The 24747-nt window shown below is 54.4% G+C and carries 26 protein-coding genes and 2 tRNA genes; 7 read left to right on the top strand and 21 right to left on the bottom strand.

What is annotated here, in order from left to right:
- Positions 1-4 precede the first annotated feature (4 nt).
- The 5 genes from VEI50_12165 to typA all read right to left on the bottom strand — a co-directional run bounded on the left by VEI50_12165 (position 5) and on the right by typA (position 5375).
- A complete protein-coding gene (locus VEI50_12165; protein ID HXX75876.1) occupies positions 5-1522 on the bottom strand; it encodes an ATP-binding protein in 1518 nt (505 codons plus the stop codon).
- Between the two features lie 144 nt (positions 1523-1666).
- Complete coding sequence (locus VEI50_12160; GenBank protein HXX75875.1) at positions 1667-1999, bottom strand: thioredoxin family protein; 333 nt, start codon at positions 1997-1999, stop codon at positions 1667-1669.
- Positions 2000-2083: 84 nt separating this feature from the next.
- A complete protein-coding gene (locus VEI50_12155; protein ID HXX75874.1) occupies positions 2084-2554 on the bottom strand; it encodes a redoxin domain-containing protein in 471 nt (156 codons plus the stop codon).
- Between the two features lie 145 nt (positions 2555-2699).
- Positions 2700-3455: a hypothetical protein gene (locus tag VEI50_12150; protein ID HXX75873.1), complete on the bottom strand. Its 756-nt coding sequence runs from the start codon at positions 3453-3455 to the stop codon at positions 2700-2702.
- A 33-nt stretch (positions 3456-3488) separates the two neighbouring features.
- Positions 3489-5375 carry a translational GTPase TypA gene (gene typA, locus VEI50_12145; GenBank protein HXX75872.1) on the bottom strand — a complete coding sequence of 629 codons (1887 nt, stop codon included), beginning with the start codon at positions 5373-5375 and terminating at the stop codon, positions 3489-3491.
- A 199-nt stretch (positions 5376-5574) separates the two neighbouring features.
- Here typA and VEI50_12140 point away from each other — a divergent pair, with 199 nt between their 5' ends.
- Positions 5575-7971: a PBP1A family penicillin-binding protein gene (locus VEI50_12140; protein ID HXX75871.1), complete on the top strand. Its 2397-nt coding sequence runs from the start codon at positions 5575-5577 to the stop codon at positions 7969-7971.
- 19 nt (positions 7972-7990) lie between these two features.
- On the opposite strand, the gene iscX is transcribed toward VEI50_12140, so the two are convergent.
- The 7 genes from iscX to VEI50_12105 all read right to left on the bottom strand — a co-directional run bounded on the left by iscX (position 7991) and on the right by VEI50_12105 (position 13348).
- Positions 7991-8203: a Fe-S cluster assembly protein IscX gene (gene iscX / locus VEI50_12135; GenBank protein ID HXX75870.1), complete on the bottom strand. Its 213-nt coding sequence runs from the start codon at positions 8201-8203 to the stop codon at positions 7991-7993.
- 41 nt (positions 8204-8244) lie between these two features.
- A complete protein-coding gene (gene dnaK, locus VEI50_12130; GenBank protein HXX75869.1) occupies positions 8245-10065 on the bottom strand; it encodes a molecular chaperone DnaK in 1821 nt (606 codons plus the stop codon).
- Positions 10062-10784: a Fe-S protein assembly co-chaperone HscB gene (gene hscB / locus VEI50_12125; GenBank protein ID HXX75868.1), complete on the bottom strand. Its 723-nt coding sequence runs from the start codon at positions 10782-10784 to the stop codon at positions 10062-10064. The genes dnaK and hscB overlap by 4 nt, the downstream gene beginning before the upstream one ends.
- Before the next feature lie 74 nt (positions 10785-10858).
- Positions 10859-11215: an iron-sulfur cluster assembly accessory protein gene (locus tag VEI50_12120; protein HXX75867.1), complete on the bottom strand. Its 357-nt coding sequence runs from the start codon at positions 11213-11215 to the stop codon at positions 10859-10861.
- An 18-nt stretch (positions 11216-11233) separates the two neighbouring features.
- Positions 11234-11632 carry a Fe-S cluster assembly scaffold IscU gene (gene iscU, locus VEI50_12115; protein HXX75866.1) on the bottom strand — a complete coding sequence of 133 codons (399 nt, stop codon included), beginning with the start codon at positions 11630-11632 and terminating at the stop codon, positions 11234-11236.
- A 28-nt stretch (positions 11633-11660) separates the two neighbouring features.
- Positions 11661-12878 carry an IscS subfamily cysteine desulfurase gene (locus VEI50_12110; protein HXX75865.1) on the bottom strand — a complete coding sequence of 406 codons (1218 nt, stop codon included), beginning with the start codon at positions 12876-12878 and terminating at the stop codon, positions 11661-11663.
- Positions 12875-13348, bottom strand: a complete 474-nt coding sequence (locus VEI50_12105; protein HXX75864.1) for an Rrf2 family transcriptional regulator — start codon at positions 13346-13348, stop codon at positions 12875-12877. The genes VEI50_12110 and VEI50_12105 overlap by 4 nt, the downstream gene beginning before the upstream one ends.
- A 135-nt stretch (positions 13349-13483) precedes the next feature.
- On the opposite strand from VEI50_12105, the gene VEI50_12100 reads away from it, so the two are divergent.
- Complete coding sequence (locus VEI50_12100; GenBank protein ID HXX75863.1) at positions 13484-13903, top strand: 2Fe-2S iron-sulfur cluster-binding protein; 420 nt, start codon at positions 13484-13486, stop codon at positions 13901-13903.
- Here the strand turns inward: VEI50_12100 and VEI50_12095 are convergent.
- The gene (locus VEI50_12095; protein HXX75862.1) at positions 13900-14604 is read right to left on the bottom strand and encodes an FAD-dependent oxidoreductase; all 705 of its coding nucleotides are present in this window, start codon (positions 14602-14604) and stop codon (positions 13900-13902) included. The genes VEI50_12100 and VEI50_12095 overlap by 4 nt on opposite strands.
- A gap of 121 nt (positions 14605-14725) precedes the next feature.
- On the opposite strand from VEI50_12095, the gene gltX reads away from it, so the two are divergent.
- The 3 genes from gltX to VEI50_12080 all read left to right on the top strand — a co-directional run bounded on the left by gltX (position 14726) and on the right by VEI50_12080 (position 16414).
- Entirely contained in the window at positions 14726-16138 is a 1413-nt protein-coding gene (gene gltX / locus VEI50_12090; GenBank protein ID HXX75861.1) for a glutamate--tRNA ligase, read from the top strand.
- A 74-nt stretch (positions 16139-16212) separates the two neighbouring features.
- Positions 16213-16286: transfer RNA gene (locus VEI50_12085), tRNA-Gln, on the top strand.
- Between the two features lie 54 nt (positions 16287-16340).
- A tRNA-Gln gene (locus VEI50_12080) sits at positions 16341-16414 on the top strand.
- 9 nt (positions 16415-16423) lie between these two features.
- Here the strand turns inward: VEI50_12080 and VEI50_12075 are convergent.
- From VEI50_12075 to VEI50_12060, 4 genes are read right to left on the bottom strand one after another with little or no spacing between them, the layout of a single operon-like run.
- Positions 16424-17539 (bottom strand): tyrosine-type recombinase/integrase, encoded by a 1116-nt coding sequence (locus VEI50_12075; GenBank protein ID HXX75860.1) that lies wholly within the window; start codon positions 17537-17539, stop codon positions 16424-16426.
- An 18-nt stretch (positions 17540-17557) separates the two neighbouring features.
- Positions 17558-18463 (bottom strand): site-specific integrase, encoded by a 906-nt coding sequence (locus VEI50_12070; GenBank protein ID HXX75859.1) that lies wholly within the window; start codon positions 18461-18463, stop codon positions 17558-17560.
- 1 nt (position 18464) lies between these two features.
- Positions 18465-18671 (bottom strand): hypothetical protein, encoded by a 207-nt coding sequence (locus tag VEI50_12065; GenBank protein ID HXX75858.1) that lies wholly within the window; start codon positions 18669-18671, stop codon positions 18465-18467.
- 3 nt (positions 18672-18674) lie between these two features.
- Positions 18675-18815 (bottom strand): hypothetical protein, encoded by a 141-nt coding sequence (locus VEI50_12060; protein HXX75857.1) that lies wholly within the window; start codon positions 18813-18815, stop codon positions 18675-18677.
- Between the two features lie 171 nt (positions 18816-18986).
- Between VEI50_12060 and VEI50_12055 the strand changes: the two genes are divergently transcribed.
- Together VEI50_12055 and VEI50_12050 are read left to right on the top strand one after the other, a co-directional pair.
- Entirely contained in the window at positions 18987-19175 is a 189-nt protein-coding gene (locus VEI50_12055; protein ID HXX75856.1) for a hypothetical protein, read from the top strand.
- 203 nt (positions 19176-19378) lie between these two features.
- Positions 19379-19906, top strand: coding sequence for a hypothetical protein (locus tag VEI50_12050; protein HXX75855.1), 528 nt, complete (start codon positions 19379-19381; stop codon positions 19904-19906).
- A gap of 293 nt (positions 19907-20199) precedes the next feature.
- On the opposite strand, the gene VEI50_12045 is transcribed toward VEI50_12050, so the two are convergent.
- The 4 genes from VEI50_12045 to VEI50_12030 all read right to left on the bottom strand — a co-directional run.
- Positions 20200-21300 (bottom strand): hypothetical protein, encoded by a 1101-nt coding sequence (locus tag VEI50_12045; protein HXX75854.1) that lies wholly within the window; start codon positions 21298-21300, stop codon positions 20200-20202.
- A 924-nt stretch (positions 21301-22224) separates the two neighbouring features.
- Positions 22225-22545, bottom strand: coding sequence for a hypothetical protein (locus VEI50_12040; GenBank protein ID HXX75853.1), 321 nt, complete (start codon positions 22543-22545; stop codon positions 22225-22227).
- A 355-nt stretch (positions 22546-22900) separates the two neighbouring features.
- Positions 22901-24298 carry a DUF3987 domain-containing protein gene (locus VEI50_12035; protein ID HXX75852.1) on the bottom strand — a complete coding sequence of 466 codons (1398 nt, stop codon included), beginning with the start codon at positions 24296-24298 and terminating at the stop codon, positions 22901-22903.
- Positions 24276-24747, bottom strand: a 472-nt coding sequence (locus tag VEI50_12030) for a hypothetical protein (protein HXX75851.1), incomplete at its 5' end; no start/stop codon positions are given. The genes VEI50_12035 and VEI50_12030, both read right to left, overlap by 23 nt.

Here is a 24747-nt window from a genome sequence, read left to right as displayed (position 1 = left end):
TGAATCAGCGTGACGCAGGAACCTGCAGCAATTCACGGACTTTTTCTATGAGCGTTCCCGGGAGGAACGGTTTCTGGAGGAACGGCGAGTCACTTGTTACTCCATTGGCTTGGAGGGTATCCCCAGCATAGCCGGACATATGAAGAACTCGGGTTTCTGGCCGCATCGCCTTCACGGCCTCAAGAAAAACGGAACTCTTCATCCGAGGCATGATGACATCGGCGATAAGAAGGTGACAGGGCCCCTTGCACATTTGTAGTTTTTGGAGGGCTTCTATCCCATCTCCTGCGGCTAGGACGCTATAGCCTTGATCCTGTAGGATGGTCGTAATCAACCTTCGAATGCCTTCATCGTCTTCAACCACCAAGATTGTTTCATGCGCGACGCAGGTTTCCATGTCGGATCGCGAAATATTGGCCTCGACGACGGGTTCTCCCACGCCGGGCAGGAACACGGTAAATCGTGAACCCTTCCCCGGTTCGCTTGTGACGTCGATGTATCCACGACTCTGTTTAACGATTCCGTAAACAGTGGCCAGTCCGAGGCCGGTCCCTTTACCCGGTTCCTTCGTGGTAAAGAAAGGTTCAAAGATATGGGAAAGTGTTTCGACGTCCATGCCGCATCCCGCGTCTTGAACCATGATTTTCACATGAGGACCTAGAGAGGAGCCTGGGTGCAGACGGACATATGGTTCGTCGAGATTCACATTGTCAGTTTCAATATTGAGAAGGCCTCCGTCAGGCATTGCATCACGCGCATTTAATACCAGATTCATGATGACTTGTTCGAGCTGGATAGGATCCACGAGAGCGTGTCCGGTCCGAGGATGAAGCACGATCACGGTTTGAATGTGCTCGCCGATCATGCGTTTGAGGATATCTTCCATTTCCCGGATGACAGTATTAATGTTGACTTCCTTTGGCTCGAATACCTGCCGTCGACCGAAGGTCAGGAGCTTCTTAGTCAATGCCGCGGCCCTCAGACCGGCCTGACTAATCGTTTCTAGCTCACGTTTGGATGGATGAGAAGAGAACTGTTGCAATAGACGATGTGCATGGCCGATCACGACCATCATGAGATTATTGAAGTCATGTGCAATGCCTCCCGCTAGCCGTCCGACGGCTTCCATTTTCTGTGCGTGATGAAGAGCCTGTTCGGTCCGTTTGTGTTCCGTGATATCGGTAATTGTTTCTATGATGTGAAGACGTCCATCAATCGTCGGAGCCTTGGACCAGTGGACCAACAGGTATTTGTCACCAGGAAGAGGGACCTCGCTGGAAATGACCGAGCCGGTCTTGACAGCCTCAGGCATCCGGCAAAAGGAACAGGGTGTCTGGCAGCCAGCAATCTTCTCGTAGCAAGAAAATCCTCCGATGTCGCCGAATGTTTTCAAGCCGGTCTCGTTTTGGAACTGCACCTGATGGGTATCTGGGTCAATAACAGAAACTATGACTGGCTGGGAATTAAGCAGGACTCGGGCGTCGTACGATGGGAACTCGATTGCTCGTGAAGAAGAGGCCATCCTTTGCCTCGTCAATCGCCTCGCTGCAGGCTATCCGATTCCTGTCAGCAATGGGGCTTCTTTGACATTACTACAGGGTTTGCGGGAGTCAAGGAGATCGAGGATTTCCTGAGCAGATTGGCACTCTTCTCTAATCCAGGCGCGTTATTGCTGGAGATGATCTGCGATTAGCGCTGCAAGCTCGGCGGGCTCCACAATGCCCTCCCGTGCCAGGAGCAGCTTCCCCTTTGAAAAGAAGTGGGTGGTGGGGTAGGTCTCGAATGTGTGGGTCTTCTTGATCTCCCGGCAGCGGCCGGGCACGTGCATCTTGGCCTTGCCTATTTTAATCGATGGAAACTTTGCTGCAGTCTCTTCGAGAATGGGATCGTATGCTTTGCAGGGTTCACACGTCGCCAATCCATAAGCCACGATCGATGCCGCCGCATCGGTAAACTCTTTATAATTCGCGTCGCTGACGTCTTCGACGATCCCGGACATGGGTTGAGGTCCTGCCCATTAAGCGATGAGTGCTGAGGAAGGGAGAAATCCCATCATCAGCACTCAGACAGCGCGCTTCTGGAGCTAGCTGAGCTTTGCAAGAGCGGCGAGGATTTCCTTGTCCTCCCGAGCGACCTTGATCTCTTGAACTTTCACATAGGCGACCTTGCCGTTTTTATCGACGATGACGGTCGCACGCTTGGAGCAGTTCAACGGTTCGAAATACAGACCGTAAGCCTTTGCCGTGGTGCGATGCACGTCGGACAGCAGTCGGTGCTTCAGATCCAATGAATCAGCCCACGCCTTATGGGAGAAGAAGCTGTCACAGCTGATGCCAAAGAGCTCGGCATTAGCCCCCTGGAATTTGGGAAAATCATCAGTGAGGCACTTGTTCTCGCCCTGACAGACGGGGCTCCAGTCAAGCGGGTAAAAGCAAAGGACGACATTCTTCTTGCCTTTGTAGTCGCTCAACTTTATGTCCTTCTGGTCTTGATCCTTTAAGTTAAAGTCCGGTGCGCTATCACCTACCTTAATTTCTGGTGCAACGTCACTCATCTGGATTCCTCCTTCACATGGTTGAGCCCGGCCTAAGTTTCAGCGTAAGTAGGTTTTGTACCGTGCGGCTCGAAACCTTGTCAACGGCCCGAAAGACCTAGGAAGAGTAGACCAACAGGGATAAGTGGGCAATTCAACGGAAGAATTACGAGACAGCCCTGATTTCTCGAAACCCAAGAGTGCGTCCGGCTGGAGTTGCAGTTCGATAATTTACGATTGTGACCGTCTGACCGAGGAGCGTCAGGCGAAGTTGGCTGCCAACCTTTAGAATGTGAGTGGATCTCAAAAGCTCGCAAACGGCTTCGCCGAGCAACTCGCGCGCATACGTATCCGGCAGGCCCCGAGAGAAGAAGGTTTCCAACTCATCTATCCCGAACTTGCTTAATCCCAGCGTATAGCACCAGCTGCGATTGCCTGGCTCATCGTCACGCTGCGCGACAGCAATATGGTCAGGCATCACAAAATGGGTCAGGGGGCGATCCTGCCAATCCGAGGGGTTAAGATACTGCTGGGTTACTGGGTCGAACGCTGTCCCTTGAGCAAGGAGCGTGAGACCTCGAGCCAGCCGTGCGGCGAACACGATTGTGTCCGGCATCTCGCGCGGAGGCATGACAGATGGCGCAACTGCGCCTATCAAATCGTGTTCCCAGGCAAACGTGTCTTTGAGCCCTTCCGCGTGTGTGGCAGGAAGTGGGATCACGACGTGCGCTGTCCAAGGACCGTGAATCGCATGCCATGACTCAGGAGCGTCTGGTTCTATGCGCACCTTCAGCGGTCCGCCATACTCGCAGTCATACCAAACTCTCAACTCGTTAAGGAGCGGAGCGGTTCCTCTGTAACCGATGAAGTAGAGTGGGGGGCGCTTGGCGGACGGCTTTGAAACTTTCTTGCGGATTCTCATACCGACCCTGGCCAGCCGCCTTCCATACATGGCCTACTTGCCGGTCTTGCGTGCTTTTCGACGATCCTCCGGATGCAGTAATCGTTTCCGCAGGCGGAGATTCTTTGGCGTTACTTCAACCAATTCGTCTGCTCCAATATACTCGAGCGCGAACTCGAGCGTCATTTCGCGAGGCGGTGTGAGGATCAACGCTTCGTCCGATCCTGACGCGCGAATATTGGTCAGATGCTTTTCCTTACAGACGTTCACGTCGAGGTCCTCGTCCCGGCTGTTCTGGCCGACGACCATCCCACGATAAACATCTACCCCTGGCCCGATGAACAATTCGCCTCGCTCCTGAGTCATGAAGAGCGCATATGCAGTGCTGGTTCCATCTTCGTATGCGCAAAGAGATCCGTGCGGAGCGACGAGAAAATCTTGTTCGTTCGCCGCTTCATAGGCTTTAAACACGTGGTGCATGATTACGGTGCCGCGGGTCTTAGCGAGCAGAACATTCTTGAGGCCCATGATCCCTCGCGTGGGGATGTGATATTCGAGGTGCATTTCGCTCGGGCCTGCGTCGGAATGCACAAGCTTCATGTGGCGCATTTCGCCGCGTCGTTTTCCGATTTCTTCGATGACCGCGCCTTGATAGGTCTCCGGAACCTGAATGGTCAGTTCTTCATAGGGTTCGGTGACCTTCTGTCCGTCGCGATGCAGAATGACTTCTGGCTGCGACACCTGCAGCTCGTATCCTTCACGCCGCATCTGTTCGATCAACACACCGAGGTGAAGTTCGCCTCGACCCGCGACGAGGAATCGATCGGGGGTGTCAGTTTCCTGCACACGCAATGATACGTTGGTTTCAAGTTCCTTGAATAATCGTTCGCGCAAGTGTCGGGAGGTGAGAAACTTGCCTTCGCGTCCGGCAAAAGGGCTATTGTTCACCGAGAAAGTCATCTGCACGGTCGGCTCATCGATGGTGACGCGCGCCAGCGCCACGGGCCGGTCAGCATCCGCAATGGTGTCTCCGATGCTCACGTCTGGCAAGCCGGCAACGGCGACGATTTCTCCGGCTTCGGCCTGCTCCACGTCGGTCCGTTCAAGGCCCGAATACACCGCGAGATCGGATACCCTGCCAGAAACCTGGGCTCCGTCTTTGCCGAGCACGACCACATTCTGGCGGCGCGCGATTGAGCCGGATTGAATCTTCCCAACACCCATCTTGCCTTTGTAGGAATCGTAGGTGAGCGCGAGGACCAGAATCTGGAGTGGAGCATCCGCGGTGATGGCGGGCGCGGGGATCTTCTCAAGCACCGTATCGAGGAGCGGAGTGATGTCCGATCCGGGTTTATTCACGTCGAGTGTCGCGATGCCTTTGATGGCTGAGGTGTAGATGATGGAGAAGTCTAGCTGTTCATCGGTCGCGCCTAAGTGAACGAATAGATCAAAAGTCCGGTTTACTACGTCATCGATGACAGCATCTGACCGGTCAATCTTGTTGATCACGACGATAGCCTTGTGACCGAGTGCCAAGGCTTTTCGCAGCACAAAGGTGGTTTGGGGCATCGGCCCTTCCTTGGCGTCGATCAGAACCAGCACACCGTCTACCATACGCAGGGTCCGTTCCACTTCACCACCGAAGTCGGCATGGCCGGGCGTATCGACGATGTTAATCTTGACACCCTTGTAGGTGACGCTGGCATTCTTGGCCCGGATAGTGATGCCGCGCTCGCGTTCCTGATCCATTGAATCCATGATCCGTTCACCCATGTCGTCAATTTTGCGATGAACGTGGGTTTGTCGCAGCAACGCATCAACTAACGTCGTCTTGCCGTGATCAACGTGGGCAATAATTGCGATATTGCGGATGTCGGTCCGGCGCCCTCTTGGAGCCCGACCGGTCGAGCTGGTCTCGCTGTGTGTTGAGGATCTGTCCATGGTCACGGAACAAGTCTGGTTGAACACGAAAAAAAAGACGCCCCGAACTCCAGGCGTCGAGGTGCAGTATACCTGAAGGAGGATCAGTGGAACAAGCACGTGTAGACGGTCGACCTCTGCTTGAGTTTTAGACCCTGCCAGGGTATGGTGATCCTAGACTGTCCTTCCAATCACCAAGCCCCCGCGAGGGCATCAATCCATGACCATGATCGACCGGCCAGTACAGCTCCAGGACCCCCCTCGTCAGCCGCCGCCTCGCCGACCGTGGCGGTGGTGGCAGATCGGCTTAATTGGACTTGGGATTACGGTTCTTGCGGGAACTGCCACCGCCGTCGGCGTTCTCTGGTACTTTTCGCAAGATCTGCCCTCCCTGGAATCGTTGCAAAACTATCAACCGAGTCTGGTCACTCAAGTCTATTCCAGTGATCAACAGCTCATCGGGCAATTTTTCATCGAACGTCGCATCGTGACGCCCCTGGCGGAAATTCCAAAAACATTGACCCAGGCCGTTATTGCCACCGAGGATGCACGGTTCTTCGAACATCCGGGTCTCGACTACATCGGGATCTTGCGGGCAGCCTGGACCAACATTCGACACGGAGGAAGGAGAATCGAAGGAGCGAGTACAATCACACAGCAGCTTGCGCGATCGTTGTTTCTTTCGTCCGAACGGTCGTACGGCCGAAAAATTCGCGAGTTGATCCTGGCCTACAAGATGGAGGTGGTGTCGACGAAGGAACAGATCCTCGAAACCTACTTGAACCAGATCTACTTTGGTCAAGGTGCCTATGGTGTGGCGGCAGCAGCCCAGACCTACTTCGGGAAGGAACTCGCCAAATTGACGCTTCCCGAGGCCGCGTTTCTTGCCGGGCTCCCGAAGTCTCCGAGTCGTTTCTCTCCGTTCGTGGCCTATGATCGCGCGAAGAAGCGGCAGGAACATGTTTTGGGTCGGATGGAGGAGGCGGGGTTCATTACCCAAGCGGAGCAAGAGCAAGCAGCCGCGGAACCCCTTGCCTTCAAACGTCCGGGCGGTGACCAACTCGCACCTTATTTTGTGGAATACATCCGGCAGTTGTTAATCGCGAAGTACGGCGAGACGATGGTCTACAAGGGCGGTCTGAAAGTCTTCACCACGCTCAACCTCGAAATGCAAAAGTATGCAGAGGCAGCATTCTTTGCCGGTCTGCGCGAACTCGATAAGCGTCAAGGCTGGCGTGGCCCTCTACGAACCATTGATGTCGCGGCGATTCCTTCCCCGGGAATGGGAGCTGAGGCTAATGATGCGCTAAACGCTGGCGATTATCGGGAGGGAGTGGTCGCGAAAGTGGCGAAAGATCATTACCTCGTTCAAGTGGGTAATACGATCGGCAAGTTGGCGTTTGACGATATGGCTTGGGCCAAGAAGCGGCTCAAAGGACCGGATGCCACGAAAGATGCCGTCGTCGAACCGAACCTGAAACAGATCTTAAAACCCGGTGACGTGATCGAGGTTGCGATCAAGAAGATCGACCGTGGTGCGGTTTTTCTCCAGTTCGAACAGACGCCGTTGGTCGAGGGCGGCTTGATTGCGATCGATCCAGCGAAAGGGGCGATCCGTGCGATGGTGGGGGGGTACGACTTCAACCGAAGTGAATACAACCGGGCGGTACAAGCCCACCGCCAACCGGGATCCGCGTTTAAACCGCTTATTTATGCCACCGCGATGAATCAAGGCATGAGTCCCGCCTCGGTGATCCTCGATGCCCCGGTCGTCTATGAGCAGGAACAGGAAGACAAGACATGGAAGCCGGAGAACTACGGCAAGAAATTTCACGGGATGGTAAGTTTGCGGGATGCCCTGGCGCATTCGCACAATCTGGCGACCGTCCGTCTGTTAGAAAAGATCGGTGTCAAGAACGTGATCGATTTTGCCCAGACCGTCGGTATCACCAGTCCATTAGCAGCGGATCTCTCTCTGGGGCTGGGGTCTTCTTCCGTTGGGTTGTTAGAGCTGACCTCGGCCTACGGAGTGTTTCTGAATCAAGGCAGCCGAGCGGAGCCCTACGCCATTTTCTTCGTCAAGGATAATGCGGGCAAGGTGCTTGAATTGGCGGAACCAGAGGCGCACGAAGTGATCTCGAAAGAGACGGCCTATCTCATCACCAATATGATGGAAGACGTCATTCGTAAAGGGACCGGGCAAGCTGCGAAAGTCATCGATCGACCAATCGCGGGAAAGACTGGTACGACCAACGAATTTATCAATGCCTGGTTTATCGGTGGGACACCGAATCTCGTGACGGGTGTCTATGTGGGATTTGATGATCGACGCTCACTCGGCGAAACCGAGTCAGGGGCTCATGCGGCGCTTCCGATCTGGATTAATTTTATGAGGGAAGCGTTGAAGCAAGTGCCTGTGGTGCCCTTTACGATTCCCGACGGCGTGACCTTCGTCAAAGTTGATCCGTCCACAGGGCTGCTGGAATCGGAACAGGAAGGAACCTCAGGGACCGTGGAACTCTTTGCAAGGGGGAGTGAGCCTACCCAAACGAGCCAGCGGCGGTTGGATCCGACGGATTTTTATAAGCTAGATCAAATAGGCGAAGGCTCACCCTAAGGAAGCAGGTGGGAAGTGACTAAGACTTGGAGTCCTGAAATTCTTCGTGCCAAGCCATTTGGATTGCTTCCAAAATCTTCTCGTTCGATTTCTTCGGGTCGTCTTTAAAGTCTGGAAGCGCCACGATCCACCCATGCATATCGGTGAAGCGGACTGTAAGCGGGTCGGTATCCGGATGTTCTTCCACCAACCTGAGGGCGATGTCTTCTGCATCCTGCCATGTCAAATCCATGACCTACTCCTAGCTGAGTGCTGACAGCTGTAAGCTGATGGCTACGTGATTTCCGACAACTTCTTATTCTCTAACGCTTCCTTCAAAGACGTATCCATCAAAACTTCAGCAAGATGGTGCGTAGTCTGTTCAAGCTCTGTCATCCTGGCACGAATTACCTTATGGTCAGACCCCGCCTTGGCTGATTCAAGGGCGACCATTGATGCCCTAATGGCAGAACGTTCTTGTTCTCCGATCAAATGGCCACCCTGTTTAAGGGCTTTCTCCGTGGCCCTTAGCATGGCCTCTGCTTCGGTACTGGCCTCAATTAACTGCCTGGCTCTCAAGTCTTCAGCGGCAAACTTGAATGATTCGCCGATCATGCGTTCCACTTCTTCATCGGCGAGGCCGTAAGAAGGTTTGACCGCGATCGACTGGGTTTCACCCGTCCGCACATCCCGTGCAGAGACATTCAGGATTCCGTTCGCGTCGATAAGAAACGTGACTTCGATACGTGGGACACCAGCGGGAAGCGGAGGAATTTTGAGCCGAAACCGCGCGAGGCTGCGATTGTCTTTCACCAATTCTCGTTCGCCCTGCAGAATATGAATATCCACGCCTGTTTGGCCATCCACATAGGTCGTGAACATCTCCTTCGTGCTTGCTGGAATGGTCGTGTTGCGGCGGATCAGGCTGCTCATTACGCCGCCCATCGTCTCAATGCCAAGTGAAAGGGGAGTGACATCCAGTAACAGTAGATCGGTCGTCCCGCCGCTCAGGATATCAGCTTGAACCGCTGCGCCGAGCGCCACCACTTCATCCGGATTCAATTCGCAATGAGGCGGCTTACCGAACAGATCGTGAACCCGTTGCCGAACTAGAGGCATGCGCGTCGAACCGCCCACAAGCACAACTTCATCGATATTGTCTGGCGTAAGACCCGCATCCTTCAGAGCTTGTCGACAAGGCCCGAGGGTACGGTCAATAAGATCCGTCGTCATGGATTCGAGTTGGTCACGGGTAACCTCACGAGTAAAGCGTCCTTTGCCATCAGGTAGCTCAAGTGTGGCCGTCGTCTTGAATTCGTCAGAAAGTCGGATCTTCGCCTGTTCTGCCTCAAGCCGCACCGCCTGCATGTGGTCCGGGTAACTGGCGAGATCAATCCCATGCTGCGTACGAACGTCTTTTATGAGGAGATCGGCTACACGGTGATCAAAATCATCACCACCCAGGTGAGTATCGCCGTTCGTCGCGAGAACCTCGAATATGCCGTTCTTGAGTTTCAAAATGGAGATATCGAACGTGCCGCCACCGAGGTCATACACAGCAATGGTACCTTGTGTCCGTTTCTGTAAGCCGTAAGCAAGAGAGGCCGCAGTCGGTTCATTGATGATCCGGAGGACTTCGAGGCCGGCGATCATGCCGGCATCCTTCGTGGCCTGTCGCTGGCTATCGTTGAAATAAGCAGGGACCGTGATGACGGCCTTTGTGATGTTCTCACCAAGATGGGCTTCAGCTCGGTACTTGAGTTCCTTCAGAATCATCGCCGAGATCTGCGGCGGCGAATAGGCTTTCTCCCCCACCTTGATCCTGATCACACCACCTTGCTCAGTGAGATGATAGGGGAAATAAGCGAGCTCGCCTTGCACGTCGGCTAGTCCTTTCCCCATAAACCGCTTAACGGAATAGATTGTGCGTTCGGGATTGCGGATGAGGTGTTCTTTGGCGGAATCCCCGACGATGAGCCCGTTATCGGTCATTGCGACGACAGAGGGGACCATGCTACGCCCGGTCCGTCCGGGTATGACGCGCGGCGTCCCTTGGTCCATGTATGCGACGAGGGAATTCGTAGTTCCTAAATCAATCCCGACGATGCGTGTCATGTGTGTGCAATCGTTGTGACCAAGTCGTTGACGATGTTTCTGACATAGGTCCGGTTGGATAAAATTTCCCGCATTTGTTTTAAGATTCGATCACGCTCAACCCGGGCCTGAACAGTAGCCTCACCGCGATCTTGCAGCGCATCCCACTGCGAAAACAGTTGCTGGAGTTGGGTTTCCATGCTCTGTTGTCGGTGCTCAAGCGCTACGCGTTCGGATTGAAGCTTCGCACGGAGCTTGGGCTCGGTTTCCGAGGTACGATCTGTGGCACGGTACTCGTCCAAGATTTCCTGTAACTCGATAATTTCTTCGAATAAATCCGCGGGAGGCGATGTCCGGATTTCCTTGGCGGCACCTGCTTCGAGGTCTAGCAGATATTCAGCCCGCTGAATCGGATCGCGGAGCGTCCGATAGGCAGTATTAAGCAGTGCGGAGTTATCCAGGCTGATGGCCTGTTCCGCAACACTCTTGTTCTGGTAGAAATCAGGATGAAATGCCCGGCTGAGTTCGTAGAACTTGGCCTCGAGCGCATTCTGATCGATGGTGAGACGGCGAGGAAATCCCAGGCAGGTGAAATAATCCAGTTCTTTGGATACCGGTTGAACCTTGACGCAGCGTTCACAAAAATATTCCCCGGCGATTTCTGATTGACAGTGCCAGCACATGCTGCGCGCCATCTGGAGTTCACGACGGCCGGTTGTGTTATGTGTGTGATGGTCCATTTAGATTGCTCTGACGGAACGGGCATGGTTCTTCACCATGCCCGTCGTGGTAGTTCGAGTATGTAGCGTTGAGCTCAGGCCGAAAACGACTCTCCACAGCCACAGGTCTTATTGGCATTCGGGTTCACAAATTTGAAGCTTCCGCCCATCAAGTCCTTTTGAAAGTCCAGTTGAGTTCCTTGGAGATAAATCGCGCTTTTGGCGTCGACAATCACCTTGACGCCGTCGAAGTCGTAAACCTGATCGTACTGACCGATTTTCTCGTCGAAGTTGATCGTATAGCTCAAGCCTGAGCAGCCGCCGCCCTTGACTCCGAGGCGAAGACCTCCCTCGCTTACGCTCTGTACGTTCATGAGACGCTTTACTTCTTTCAGCGCAGCCTCGCTGAGCGTGACGACCGGAGTGTGCGTTTCTGTGTTCATGGCGTCCATGGGTGCTCCTTCGTGTCGTTACTTCGCCTCGGCCGTCTTTCCGTCAGCCTTTTTCTGATAATCGGCCAGCGCCGCCTTGATGGCGTCTTCAGCCAAGACTGAACAGTGAATCTTCACCGGTGGAAGATTGAGCTCCTGCACGATGTCGGTATTCTTGATTTTCTGAGCTTCCTCAAGGGTCTTGCCCTTAAGCCATTCCGTCGCGAGGCTGGAACTGGCAATTGCAGACCCGCATCCGAAGGTCTTGAACTTGGCGTCGACGATAGTGTCATTCTGCACCTTGATCTGCAGTTTCATCACGTCGCCGCACTCCGGTGCCCCGACCATCCCGGTACCAACGTCTTCCTCATCCTTCTTAAAGCTCCCCATGTTGCGAGGGTTGTTGAAGTGATCAACAACTTTGTCACTGTAGGCCATGGTTACTCCTCCTTCATCGTCTCGTGGCTCAATGAGCGGCCCACTGAACCGATTTCAAATCAACGCCTTCTTTTGCCATTTCATACAGGGGAGACATTTCCCGCAGCTTGGTCACCACTTCAATAACCTTCTTAATCGCGTAGTCAGTCTCCTCGTCCGTATTGAATCTGCCCAATCCGAAACGGATCGATGAGTGAGCCAACTCCGTACCGACGCCGAGAGCCCGCAGCACATAGGAGGGTTCTAGCGTCGCTGAAGTGCAGGCAGAGCCGGAGGAGAGGGCGATGTCTTTCATTCCCATCAATAAGGATTCGCCTTCAACATAAGCAAACGAGATATTCAGATTGCCCGGCAACCGATGCGTCGGATGGCCATTTAAATAGGTCTCTTCCAGCACCTTCGTGATACCGGCTTGAAGCCGATCGCGCATAGCGGCCAGCCGAACCGATTCCGCGGCCATCTCCAGTCCGCACAATTCACACGCTTTACCGAATCCGACAATCAATGGAACCGGGAGTGTCCCGGATCGCATACCACGCTCGTGTCCACCGCCATCCATCTGAGCGGCGATGCGAACCCGCGGATTCTTCTTCCGTACATACAGCGCACCCACTCCTTTGGGGCCATAAATTTTGTGGGCGGTGAACGACATCAAGTCGATACCCATTTCCTGCACATCGACCGGGATCTTGCCCACACCCTGCGTCGCGTCGCAGTGGAAAAGGACGCCTTTTTCTTTGGCAATCTTGCCGATCTCTTTGATCGGGTTGATCGTGCCAATTTCGTTATTGGCCAGCATGATGGAGATGAGAATCGTCTTCTCCGTGATCGCACCCCGCACGTCTTCAGGATTCACCATCCCGTATTTGTCAACCGGGAGGTATGTCACCGTCGCCTTGCCCTTGGCCTCAAGGGCCTTCGCCGTGTCGAGAACGGCGCGGTGTTCGGTAGACGACGTAATAATGTGATCGCCCTTCTCTTTGTACATTTCCAGGACGCCTTTGATCGCAAGATTGTCCGCCTCGGTAGCGCCGCTGGTGAAGACAATTTCTTTGGCATCGGCCTTGATTAGCTTAGCGATCTGCTTACGGGCCTGTTCGACCGCTTCTTCTGCTTCCCATCCGAAGGCATGGTTGCGGCTGGCAGCATTTCCAAACTTCTCGACAAAATAGGGGAGCATGGTCTCCAATACCCGCGGATCCATTGGCGTGGTGGAATGGTTATCCAAAAAAATCGGCAATTTCATCGTTCGACTCCTTGGGCCGTAGGGGACTGAATCGTAATAAGCGGTGTGCCACCCATCATGTCTTGCAGGGTCATATTATTCAGGAGTTGGTAAATGCTGTCTTGGACCTTCAGCAGCGGCGTACGAATGGTACAATGTTCCCGCTGGAGGCACAGTTCACCTTCTCTTTCATGAGAACAGTCCGTAATGCCGAGCGGCCCTTCAATGCTTTCCAAGATCTGGGCAATGGTCAATTGCCGTGCGCTTCGGGCCAGTAGGTAGCCGCCCTTGGGACCGTTATGACTTTCGATCATGCCATGCTTGGCTAGTGTCTGGAGCACTTTCGCTAACAGTTCGAGCGGGATGTTGTATTCTTCAGCGATCTCTTTTGTGTTGACCACGCGACCGGGGGTCACATCGCCAAATTGGACGGAGGCGATATGCTGGAGCGCCATCAGGGCGTAGTCGGCTTTTTTCGAGATTTTCAACATGGCTATTGCCGATCAATACAGTCGGAGACTATAATGATCTCCGACCCAGAAGGTCGGATTAAGAATAGCACGTAAATTTCACGTCTGTCAATACAAGTATCTGAGACTGAATTTGACCGTGAAAGGATGAGGCTCATGGGCGGAACAAACCCCTATATTGAGAAGGCCGACTACCAACTCCCTAGCAAGCCTTATACGGTTACCTACATTGCTCCGAGCGGGGAAGTGACAAAAGTCGAAGTCGATCCTGGCAAGATTCCTTACGGTCCTACAGGGCTTCCCGGCAGCATTCTGGATGTGGCGATGGCCAATGGAGTCGAATTAGAGCATGTTTGTGGGGGGGTCTGTGCCTGCTCAACCTGTCATGTCATTGTGAAGCAGGGATTGGAAAGCTGCAATGAAGGGACAGATGACGAGTTCGATCAGCTGGATGAGGCGCCGATGACGACATTACAATCACGTCTCGCCTGCCAATGCGTGCCAAATGGCACGAAGGATATCGTCGTCGAAATACCGGCGGTGAACAAAAATCTTGTGAAAGAAGGGCACCATTAATCATAGGTTTCCGTTTTGACCTCCTTCCGATCGTATCCCATACCTACCAAATACGCCCGTAGCGGCCGCACGAACCCTTTCGTTCCGCACAGCATAGGGATCACTTTTGGGGCTCCCTCTATCAACGGTCGGAGCATCGAAAGCGTGAGATCAACGCCCTGCTGTTCCCCTCCAGCAGCCACCAACGGAAGATAGCGGAATCCCGGATGGGTCACTGCCAAGGAAAGTAACTCTTGGTGAAAAAGCAGTTCTTCCTCTGCAGGAGCAACAACAATCAACATGATCGGTGCAGTCTGTCGCCGGGCATAGAGCCGTTTTAACATACAACGTATTGGGACCAGGCCAGTATAGCGAGCGATCATGATTAGTTCTCGGTCAAGTTGCCCGGGAAGCACAAACTTTCCATGAGGGCCTGAAAGCTGTACTTCGCTACCGGGCTTGAGGGTATAGAGATATGTGCTGCCCAAGCCGCCTGGTACACGATCGAACACTAAGGTCAATTCACCTGTGGGAGTACTGGGCGCTGCCATCGAGTAGGCACGGTTGAGCGGTGGTTTGCCAGCAAGTGGGATCCTGATGGAAACCCATTGACCTGGCTGAAACGCAATATTCTGAACGGCGGGGAGGAGAACCAATTGACGAACGTGAGGAGTAAGGTTGTTCACCGAGAGGACCCTGGCCGGCTGCGTGAGTTCCGCCATGATGATTTCCGTAATCCTCATAGCAGAAGCCACAGCGAGATGGAAGCGCTGTGATCCTGTACAACCCTTTTCAGTGCGTGTTATAGATACCGACCTTCGCTCTGACTTTTGCGAGTCCAACATGAGCCAGGTTCGAGTCAGATTTGCTCCCAGCCCAACTGGGTTCCTGCATATCGGTGGCGTTCGAACCGCCTTGTTCAATTGGCTCTATGCCCGACAGCAACAGGGCGTTTTTATCTTGCGTATTGAAGACACCGACCAAAGCCGGTCAACCGACGAATCTATCGAAGCTATCGTCGAGGGCATGAAATGGGTCGGGCTGGATTGGGACGAAGGCCCCTATCGCCAAACCGAGCGCATGGACCTGTACCGGGGCCATGCGATGCAGTTACTTGAGAAGGGTCAGGCGTATTGGTGTATCTGTAAGGCGGAAGATCTGGAGGCCCGTCGGAAAGAGGCGGAGTTAAAGGGGCTGTCGCCGCGCTATGACGGCCGTTGTAGAAATCTGGGAATCACCAAACCGACCGGGGAAGCCGCCTTGCGATTCAAGGCACCACAGGAGGGCCAGACGGTCATCGATGATCTCATCAAGGGCAAGGTGTTGTTCGACAATGCTGTCTTGGACGATCTGATTCTCCTCCGATCCAATGGGTATCCGACTTACAACTTTTCTGTCGTCGTCGATGATGCCCTCATGCATATCTCCCACGTTGTGCGCGGGGATGATCACCTGACCAACACGCCGCGACAGGTACCGATTTTCCAGGCGCTCGGATTTCCCGTGCCACAGTTTGGTCATCTTCCGATGATTCTCGGATCTGATAAGGCACGGCTCTCCAAACGACACGGGGCTACGTCGATCATGGCCTATAAGGACATGGGGTATCTCCCGGAGGCTATGGTGAACTATCTGGCGCGACTTGGCTGGTCTCACGGTGATCAGGAATTGTTCACGCGTCAGGAATTGATAGAGAAATTCTCCTGGAAGAATGTGCAGTCATCCGCCGCCGTCTTCAATTCTGACAAATTGCTCTGGCTGAATGCCGAATACATTAAAACAAGTCCACCGGGACAGGTTGCACTGGCACTGGTTCCTCTCTTGGACGCTGCAGGCCTGAAAGACGAGGTCCGCTCAGTGTCGGCAGAGTGGCTCGCCAAACTCGTAGTGCTTGTGAGAGAGCGGACCAAAACCCTCGTTGAGATGCTGGAGTGGGTTAGGCCATATTTCGGGCAAGCGGTAACCTTTGACGAAGAAGCAGCCGGGAAGTTCCTCACGCCGGCGATCGCATCAACGCTGCGCAAGTTACTCGCGCGTTTCGAGGCATTTTCGGACTTCTCGAAACACGAGTGGGAAGAGAGCTTCAAGCTATTGGTCCAAGAGGAAGGCATGAAGATGGGTCAGCTGGCCCAGCCGGTTCGTGTGGCGCTCACCGGTCGCGCAGCCAGCCCTGGTCTGTTTGAAGTCATGGAAGTACTTGGGCGAGAGCGGACACTGTTCAGACTCCGCAAAGGAATCGAACGGACATCAACCTGATCACCCGGTTCTTGCGAGCAAACCCGCGCCGATCTTGACGGAATCAGGAGCCATATATTACTGTGAACTCCGGTTGGGGGATCGTCTAGCGGTAGGACGTCAGTCTCTGGATCTGACTACCTAGGTTCGATTCCTAGTCCCCCAGCCACTAATCTTATCTACGTCGTATTCTTTAGGCCAATGTTTCGGTTCCATACCGCGCTGGGGGATCGTCTAGCGGTAGGACGCCAGCCTTTGGAGCTGGCTACCTAGGTTCGATTCCTAGTCCCCCAGCCACCTTTCTTCTCACGAGATATCAAGCACTTCACCGTCAACGCCCGTTGGAACGGGTTGAGGCTCGACCGCCCTGGTAGCAGTTGTGGTGGCGGTTTCACTCAGACTTCCACGGTTCACGGCCTCCCGGAGATGCCCCGGTGAGAGGTGGGCATACCGCAGCGTGGTCTCGATATTGAGATGCCCCATGATCTTTTGGACTGACACCAAATCGACACCGGCCATGACCCGTCGACTGGCCGCGGTATGCCGTAACGTGTGCCAGCAGACGCCTTGAATGCCCGCTTTGACCAGCGCGGGGGTGAACACATGATTGACGAAGCTCTGACCGTTCCACGGCTTGAGAGTATTTTTTGGACTGGGGAACACCCAGGGAGACCGGAGAAACGAGTCGAGGGAACGCAGCAGCGCGAGGGCGCCCTCACTCAGTGGCACATGACGGGTCTGGCCGCTTTTGGATAAGGGAATGGTCAACAGGCCCGCCTCCAGGTTCACCTGATTCCATCGCAAGCCAAATTGCTCTGCCCGCCTCAAGCCGGTGTCGATCGCAAAGGCGACCGCTTTCCACAGGTCAGGATGCACATGCGGTCGAAGCCGGCTAATCTCCTCATCCGTGAGAAAGCGTGTTCGGTGTTCTTCAGGGAGAAAGCGGATGGCGGAGACCGGATTACGGGTCAACTTCCCATCCTTCACCGCAATCATCAGGACGCGTCGAAGAAAGCCAAAATGACGATTGATGGTGCCATTGCTCCACTGCTGCTTATCTCGCATCTTGGCTTGAATCCGGCGCAGCTCTTCCGTCGACACGTGCTGCAGGAGACGACTGCCGAGATAGAGCCGCCAACGGCGGCCGTATCGTCGTTCATTCTCCAGCCCTCGATTGGTGCAGCCATCCAGATACCGTTGGATCCAGGCCCGCACCGTAATGTCCTGTTTGGGAGCAAACTTCTCTGGGAAATAGGTACCCTCGCGAATTTCGGCCTTCAGTCGCCCGTATAACGCTTTGGCTTGCGATTTCGAATCGCAGCGATACATGCGTTGCCGTCCATGCACAAAGAGGCGGACCCACCAGCCCCCACGGTCTTTCCGCTGACAGATCCCCCGGTCGGTTCCACCTTTGCGTGCCATTGGTCAGGTCCTTTCTGGTTAGCCCGGCCACTCCTGCGGTATCGCGTTGACGGGTTCCGCTGGAAGAGACCCGAGCATCTGTTCCGCTTGATCGTTCAAGGCTCGCCGCACCGGGGCCACGGAGAGCCGCGCATACACTTGCGTACTCACGAGCGACGAATGATTGAGCGTCCGCTGAATAACCGGCAGATTTTCCCCATTAATGGCGAGCCACGAGGCACAGGTTCGTCTGAGATCATGAATCCGCACATCTGGCAAACTGGCCCGTGCCCGGATTCTCTGCCACGCAGATTCCACCGAGGTCACCGACCATTGGCCGGCCTGGAAGTTGTTTTTCCCGTTCGGGTGAGAGGGAAAGACCCATTCATTCACCCGTGGGAGCTGCTGGAGTTTGGTTACGAGTTGTGAGGGAAGTGGGATCGTATGGGGCACGCCCGTCTTGGTGGTCGGTTTGTGCCAGAGGGCTTTCGCCAGATCAAGATCCGTCCACTTCATCAACCGGGCTTCATCTCGACGCGCCCCCGTCCACAATAAACAGAGGAAGTACGTGGAGGTCCGTGGCATTTCTTCCTGAATCGCGGCCATCAGATACGGCATCTCCGAGGCTTGGACGAACCGCTCCCGTGAGCGTTTGGGGAACTTCTTGATGCGATCGGCGGGATTCTTGCCATCGAAGAGTTCCCAATCAATGGCACGGGCATAGATGGCGTGGAGTTGCTGGAGAGCGAGATTCGCCCCCTGTTTGCCATCCTGTTGGGCAATGGCGTGAAACCAGTCAATCACCTGCATCCGTTTCACGGCGTGCAGGTCAAGGTGAGCCAGTTGTCCCACGTATCGCTGAATGCGCCGACTCGTGCCCACGCGATCCTTGAGAAAGGCCACATGGTTCCGCTCATAGAGCACGAGCAATTCCTTAATGGTCATGCTACACCGCTGCGAGCGTGGGAAGCGGCCGTGACACCTCCACGGGCGTGTACGTCACTTGGACGAGAAAGGCGGTGGGCACGGAGTCCCTCACCCGTCGCCACTCCGCATGGGCATCTGCCTGTGTGGCACAGCTCGTCAGTGGTTCCCAGATCCCTTCGTGCTCCACACAGATTTGCCACGAGACCCGGATGGTCTGTTGCTGCATACGTCACCGTCCTTTTTTAAGGGTGAGTTCCCGTTCGAGTAAATGCCGAATGTAGCCGCTCGCGGTCGTGCCGTGCGTGCGTAAGGTATCAAGCTTGGCTTTCAGAGAGGGCGGCAGTTGGATCATCACACGTTCCATTTTCATGGCATCACCTTCCTGTTAAACAAGTGGAGTTTGTTATCTAACGGGTAATGTAACATTCTCTAGTAAGTGATAGCAAGTGCTATTTGCCAGTTTGTCGCGTCTTGTGATAAACGGTCAGTACTAGATGAGTACTACTGGTGCGTTGGACGTGGTGAGACACCCATCTGACCTATGGCACCGAAGAGCCTAGACAAGCCCACCCATCTCAACATTCGGGATATTCCCCGAGAGACGCTATTCCGTCTCAAAATGGCCGCTGCCGCAGAGCAGAGGACCGTCAAGGATCTCGTTCTCGAACTGGTGAATGAGAAGATTCAGGAACTGGAGAAGAAGGGGCTGCTACCGAAAGGGAAGGGATGAGGGCGACGCGCGCATTTCAGTTCCTGTCAATCGCGCTGGCGCTGTTGCTGGCACAGGTTGGGTGCAGCAGCCGTTATGTTGAGGTTCAGGGACCACTAGACTATCCCCAACCTGTTCATTCCACTGGCGACTTGTTTCTAAGAGGATTCTGGCCCGAATCACAAAGGGAACTCCGATATAACTATTGGGAGGTTCCTGACGATGTGGCCCCTGACATTAAACGGAGGGTCTATGCCATGCAAGAGGTCTGTACACAGACCCTCGACGATTTGAGTGTGGCCGCTGGGGGCGCCCACTTGTTGGATGGTATTCTATTTCTTGGTGCAATTGGCGCGGCCGCTTCCGTGGTCTTGCTGGCCCTCGCCGCTCCCGCGGCGAATGCTGCGGTCATGGGAGCCATTGGAGGCACCGGAGCCACCACGGGGCTTGCCTATTGGGGATTGGAAACTCAAAAGTCGATCGGGCTTCATGACGAGACGCTGAATGCAATGGACGATCTCATGAAAAAGCTCAAAGCCCACTACAAGGATTTTTTGGCAGCCTGGCAACAAGGGAAAAAAGTTTTTACCGCTGATACGAGTTACCTTGATGACATGAAAGTCGCGATTTATTTAGCGCGAGCCGATTGTATTCTCTGGGAGGTCAGTCCCGCCCCGAAGCCTGCCACGTCCACAACTCAGCCAGGGAAACCACAGACTACAGGGGGAAGTACACCAAAGATTGCGGAGTGAACGCGCCTGAAATGTGAGGCCATCAACGCGCGGTTGATCGCCTCAAGCTTGGGCAAGGATCAACCTGATGCCACTGTGAACGGCACCTGGCAGGGTCCGGTTCCGGACTTCACCGGTCCGGTTCCTCGCCACGAGTCATAGAAGAAAGGTCTGCTGCCGAAGGGAAAGTAATGGGAGATCGTCTTTGTCTTTGCCGTATTATTTATGATGAGCAGGCGTCTACCGATCGCTATCTTTGCCATCAGTCCGGGCGCTGTCGTAACTCTCGTCGGTTTCGGCTCTGGAAATAGTGCTTATAGCCCGTGATCCAACAGCTTCATCATGGCTTGGGCCACGGCGGCATGCCCTTCATTATTCAGGTGGCAGTCAGGAACGCCATAATAGTAATGGTCTGATAGCTCTACATACACCGGCTGGAACTCTTTCAGGGCGTCGCGCTGTGCTTCAAGACTGAAATCCTTTGAATTGAGACACCCCTGACCCAGCGCCGGAATCACAACGGTATAGTATTGGGCGCCGAGCTTCTCAGCGAGACGTCGAATCTTGCCGAGTTCAGTATAGGTGTGTGCGTACCGGACTAACGGACCTCCATCGGCAGATTTGAATCCCTGGGACATCGTTGGGTCAGATGCGGCTTGTCGCGTATAAATCCTTGCCATCACAATTCGCGCCATTTTCAAAACTAATGTCCCTGTTGCAGTTTCTCGCAAAAACCGGCGCACCTTTCCGAATTGATTGAAATAACGCTCATAGGCGGCTTCAATATCCTCGGTATAGTTGCCGTTCTCATCGAACGGCGTGATCCATTGCCCGTTTTCCAACACATAATAGATCGGCTGACCCGGAGGTGGTTCCCACTCTGTGGCCAAGATGTCATTACCGAGATACAGCGCCACGACTACCACGTTGGGCTTCAGTCGCGGCAAGTAGACCTCAGCTACCTTGCGATAATGAAGAGGCCCAGTGGCCGGGATCCCGAAGTTGTGCACCGTATAGCCGTTCGTACGGAGAATGTCAGGAAAGGATCGAGAGATCGGATTGGCCGTTGCACCCCAGGTGAACGAGTCGCCCAGAATTGCCACCGATGTTCCTTGCCTTCCGCCAGGCTGGGCGGCATCGAATTCAGGGGAACGAAACCCGTCGCTGTTGATCTCAATACCGGAACCCTTAAATGTTGCAGACGCAGGGTTGGCCACGAACAGCCCGTGCTCATTGGCATGAAAAGTGTCTGCTAGCACCAGCGGGTCGGGCTTCTTAATGTAGCTGTAGCCAAGCGCTCGCAAGCTAATCTCGACCCCAACGGCAAGAAACACGAGGAGCACGCCACTGATCAGCAGCAACATCACGTGAGAATGACGGTCCAGCCATCTTGTCACGTTCTTAGAGAGGGCCACGAAAGTATCCGTAAGTAGCAAATTTCTTTTCTTTTTGGATGGCCCTAGGTGAGCTGCTTCTCGCGGTCGCATTGAGGAACCTTGTCGTCATACTTCGATGATGTCCGCTCACTGCGCACGCTTCAGCAGGTTCAGTACATGTGTGACAGAATGTCACACCGACAAGAGAATAATTGACAAATCATATGATTAGCAAGCAACTCACCGCACAGGACCACTAGATCACATCGATTGACCTTCGCGGAAGGATGTCAGTGTGAGACAGGACGGGTGTAATGCTGATGAATCATCTTCTGTGAGGGAGATACAAAGGGAGGCGCACAGCCTCCATAATAAATATCTGTATGGCAACTGTAACTTACGCATGCTGCCGTCCGACTGACATGGTAAGGTTCTTCCTGACAGGAAGTCTTTTGGATGCAGTAGAGGGTGGAGAACCGGCTAGTGAACGACCAACAGACTCACAAGCTGGGATCTGGGGAGGACAGACTCAAAAGAATTGTCCGTGGATCCTACACGAGCATCTGGACTCCCTCAGCAGTCGTACTAGGATTGTTTGTTCTGGGGCCTATTATTCTCTACTGGTATCTCTGGGCCAAGTCCCTCCTATTCTTCTATGCCTGGTTGTTGTGGCTGTTGCTCTTTTTGTTGGCGTATATCAATCTGCTTGTCGCTGCGGGGCGCCTCTTCATGCCGAGGTCTTGGATAAAAGGAATCATTTTATGTACAGCCTTTACAGGCTTCCTCTACCTAGTTCTTCTTCAACTAATAGCCATTAGTCTCCTATCACCTGCTGCTGGTATCGACCTTTTTGGGGAAGACATCGTATTTGCTCCACGCATGTGACCTTATCCCTTCAACGGGTCCAGCTGCTCTGCTAGGGCGGGCCGAAAGGAGGCCGCATACCACCGTTCTCCGTTATGGTCATCGCGCCCGCTTTCGTCCTTCGCGGGCGATCTGCTTGTCATCGGGGAAATCCTGATCGCTGACAGACGTGTAGCCAAACGCCAGACGGGCGAGCCGTCGAAATTCAGCTAGCTCGTCTTCACTTACCCGCATCCAGTCGTTTTGGTTCAATTTCAACAGTCGCCGCCTATATGCGTGAAAGCGTCGGGCGGCGTGAACCTTGACGATATTTGGAGATCCGCCTCGCTTGGCGAGCATCCTCAGACCCCATGCTCGGTTGCCGACCCGGCCTCCCAGTTCGGCACTACGCCGGCCAGCGGCCGAGGGATTGGAGAACATGGTTCGCTAGGGTTAGTCCTTCTCAGCCATCTTGTTCGACAACCGTCACGTACTTCATATTGACGGTGCCCCCATTGCCATCCGGTAAGGTATAGAATGCCCAGGCGGTCCCGTCAGGGTCGGTATGGAGAAAATCGATTATTGCCGGTCCCCGCTGTAGAGTGTCAGCCCCGTCCCAAATGATCTGGCAGCCAGGGAGGATCTCTGAGGATCTTCCATGATCTATCGAAGTGTCAGGTTCCTCGGTTTGGCGGATGAGGTTCAGATACTTGCCCACATGGTCCTTTCCCTTACGACTTAAACGACATTAACGACATATCTCCATCAACCTGCTGGCTTTGGTCGTATTTGTCGTTTATGTCGTAGCCCTAGAGACTGCAAACCAGCGCTCAATTTGTCGCCCGCCGGAGGGAGACTCTTCCATCCGAGCGAATCCCTGCTTCGCCAAGAGAGCGAGCCCTCGGTTGATCTCATAAGCCTTGCGGTTGCGTCCAAACCAGTCACGGATCTCTGTGCGTGTCATACCCTGAGGGTGTCGACGCAGGGCGGACAGTAGTTCGTCAGCGATCGGATCTCCCAGTCGCTGACCAAAGATATATCGGGCGCTCGCTTCGCAGTATTCCCATAACGCCAATGCTGCCGTGAGATGCTCTGGCTGTACGACATACGACATATCTTGCAGGGCATACAGACAGGCAAGGCGCATGACCTGGGCCTCAGCTCTGGAAATGACCGCGCCAAGGAGACCGGGTTTCCCTTCGGAGAGTTCGGGATAGACTTGCCGCCACATGACTCGCGCCGTCTCACTGCGTGTAAGTTCTCCTCCCGCTCGTCCAAACTGTACGGCCCGATGCAACTGTTGAAGAAGGGGAGCAATCGCCGATTCATCAAAGTGTCCGCCTTCGGGAAGAATCTTCGATCGCGTGACGCAGAGCCACAGGAAGCGATTGCAGAACCCATTGCTCGCTTCATTGGCTTCAATAAGTCGGCAGAGTTCATCTTTAGTGATGTGGACCACGAGAGAGATATGAGCCCCTGTGGCACACGCAGGGGCATTTTTGGCCATCGTTCGGAGATCGCCACTATCCCACGCTTGCCGAATGACCGCACTGAGTGTGTTGCCATCTCGTCCCATCACTCGCAGGGTGCTGGCAAACTCGGATTCGAGAACCATGAGCCGCTTATCGCCAATGCCACGATCCACAATGACCGTCTGATACTCCCCCGTCGGTCTTCCCCGTTCCCGAATCGGCTCGTCCTTGGTGATTTCGTCTCGAACGGCCCAAATCAAGCCTTCACCTGACGACAGACCATTGAGGACGCGAGTGCTCGTCCACTCAGCATCAATCACCGAGAAGACTCTTCGGATATGCCCCCAACTGGTGCCCTTGCGGCCCTTCGAGGTTTCACCCACCAAGGCGGCAAACAGGTTCATGTGGTGCACGTCCGCTTCAGCTCGAAAGTGAGGCCCTCGGTTCAGGACACTTCCATAGGCGGCCATCGCCTGAATGAGGAGTGCGGCCGGGTCCGCTTCACTGTGCGGCTCAATGGCCCGAACTAACTCACCAAGCACCCCACGGATTGCCAGCGGATCGAGCACGGGCCAGCTTTCTTGTTCTCGCCTGTCATCCATTGATACTGGTTCCTCCGTGGGAGGAATCATCGTCTCCAGGCCATTGAGGAAATGCTCTTGTACTCGCTTTTCCGTCTCATCAAACTGTTCCAGGGCTTCAGCGAACGCTTTCCCACTCATCGTCAGGTTCTCCTGTTGGCCGCACGATCGCATAGGCATCCGCGAGCCGGTTCAGTGCGGCATCTAATTGCTCATCGCTCCATGTGCTGAGATCGATGCCGTGGGCAGCTCGAATGACCGCCTCAGCGTCTCGCCGGAGGTCGATTTGTCGGCCTCGTTTCTCATACGCGGCTGTCTGGGCCGCGCGTTCCTGTTCCCGTTGCTGACGGGCCAGTCGGCGATCCTCCGACTCTGGGAGACCAGCATCGTAAAAGAGGTCCATGACCCGAATCCCCAGCTTGGCAGTGATGGCATCGAGCGTGCAGCCGGCCCAGCATTTGACCAGCAAGCCTCGATCACCTTCCCTCAAAGTGAGACTGGGCGATTTATCGGAATGGGCAGGGCACCGAGCAGACCATCTTCCAGGCCCACGACCTCGAACCGCGTCGAGGCTCGGCAAGAGTTCAGCG

It is taken from the genome of Nitrospiraceae bacterium (assembly GCA_035623075.1).
Taxonomy (GTDB): domain Bacteria; phylum Nitrospirota; class Nitrospiria; order Nitrospirales; family Nitrospiraceae; genus DASPUC01.
Note: the sequence above shows the minus strand (reverse complement) of the source record. Positions and strands in the feature narration are given on the sequence as shown.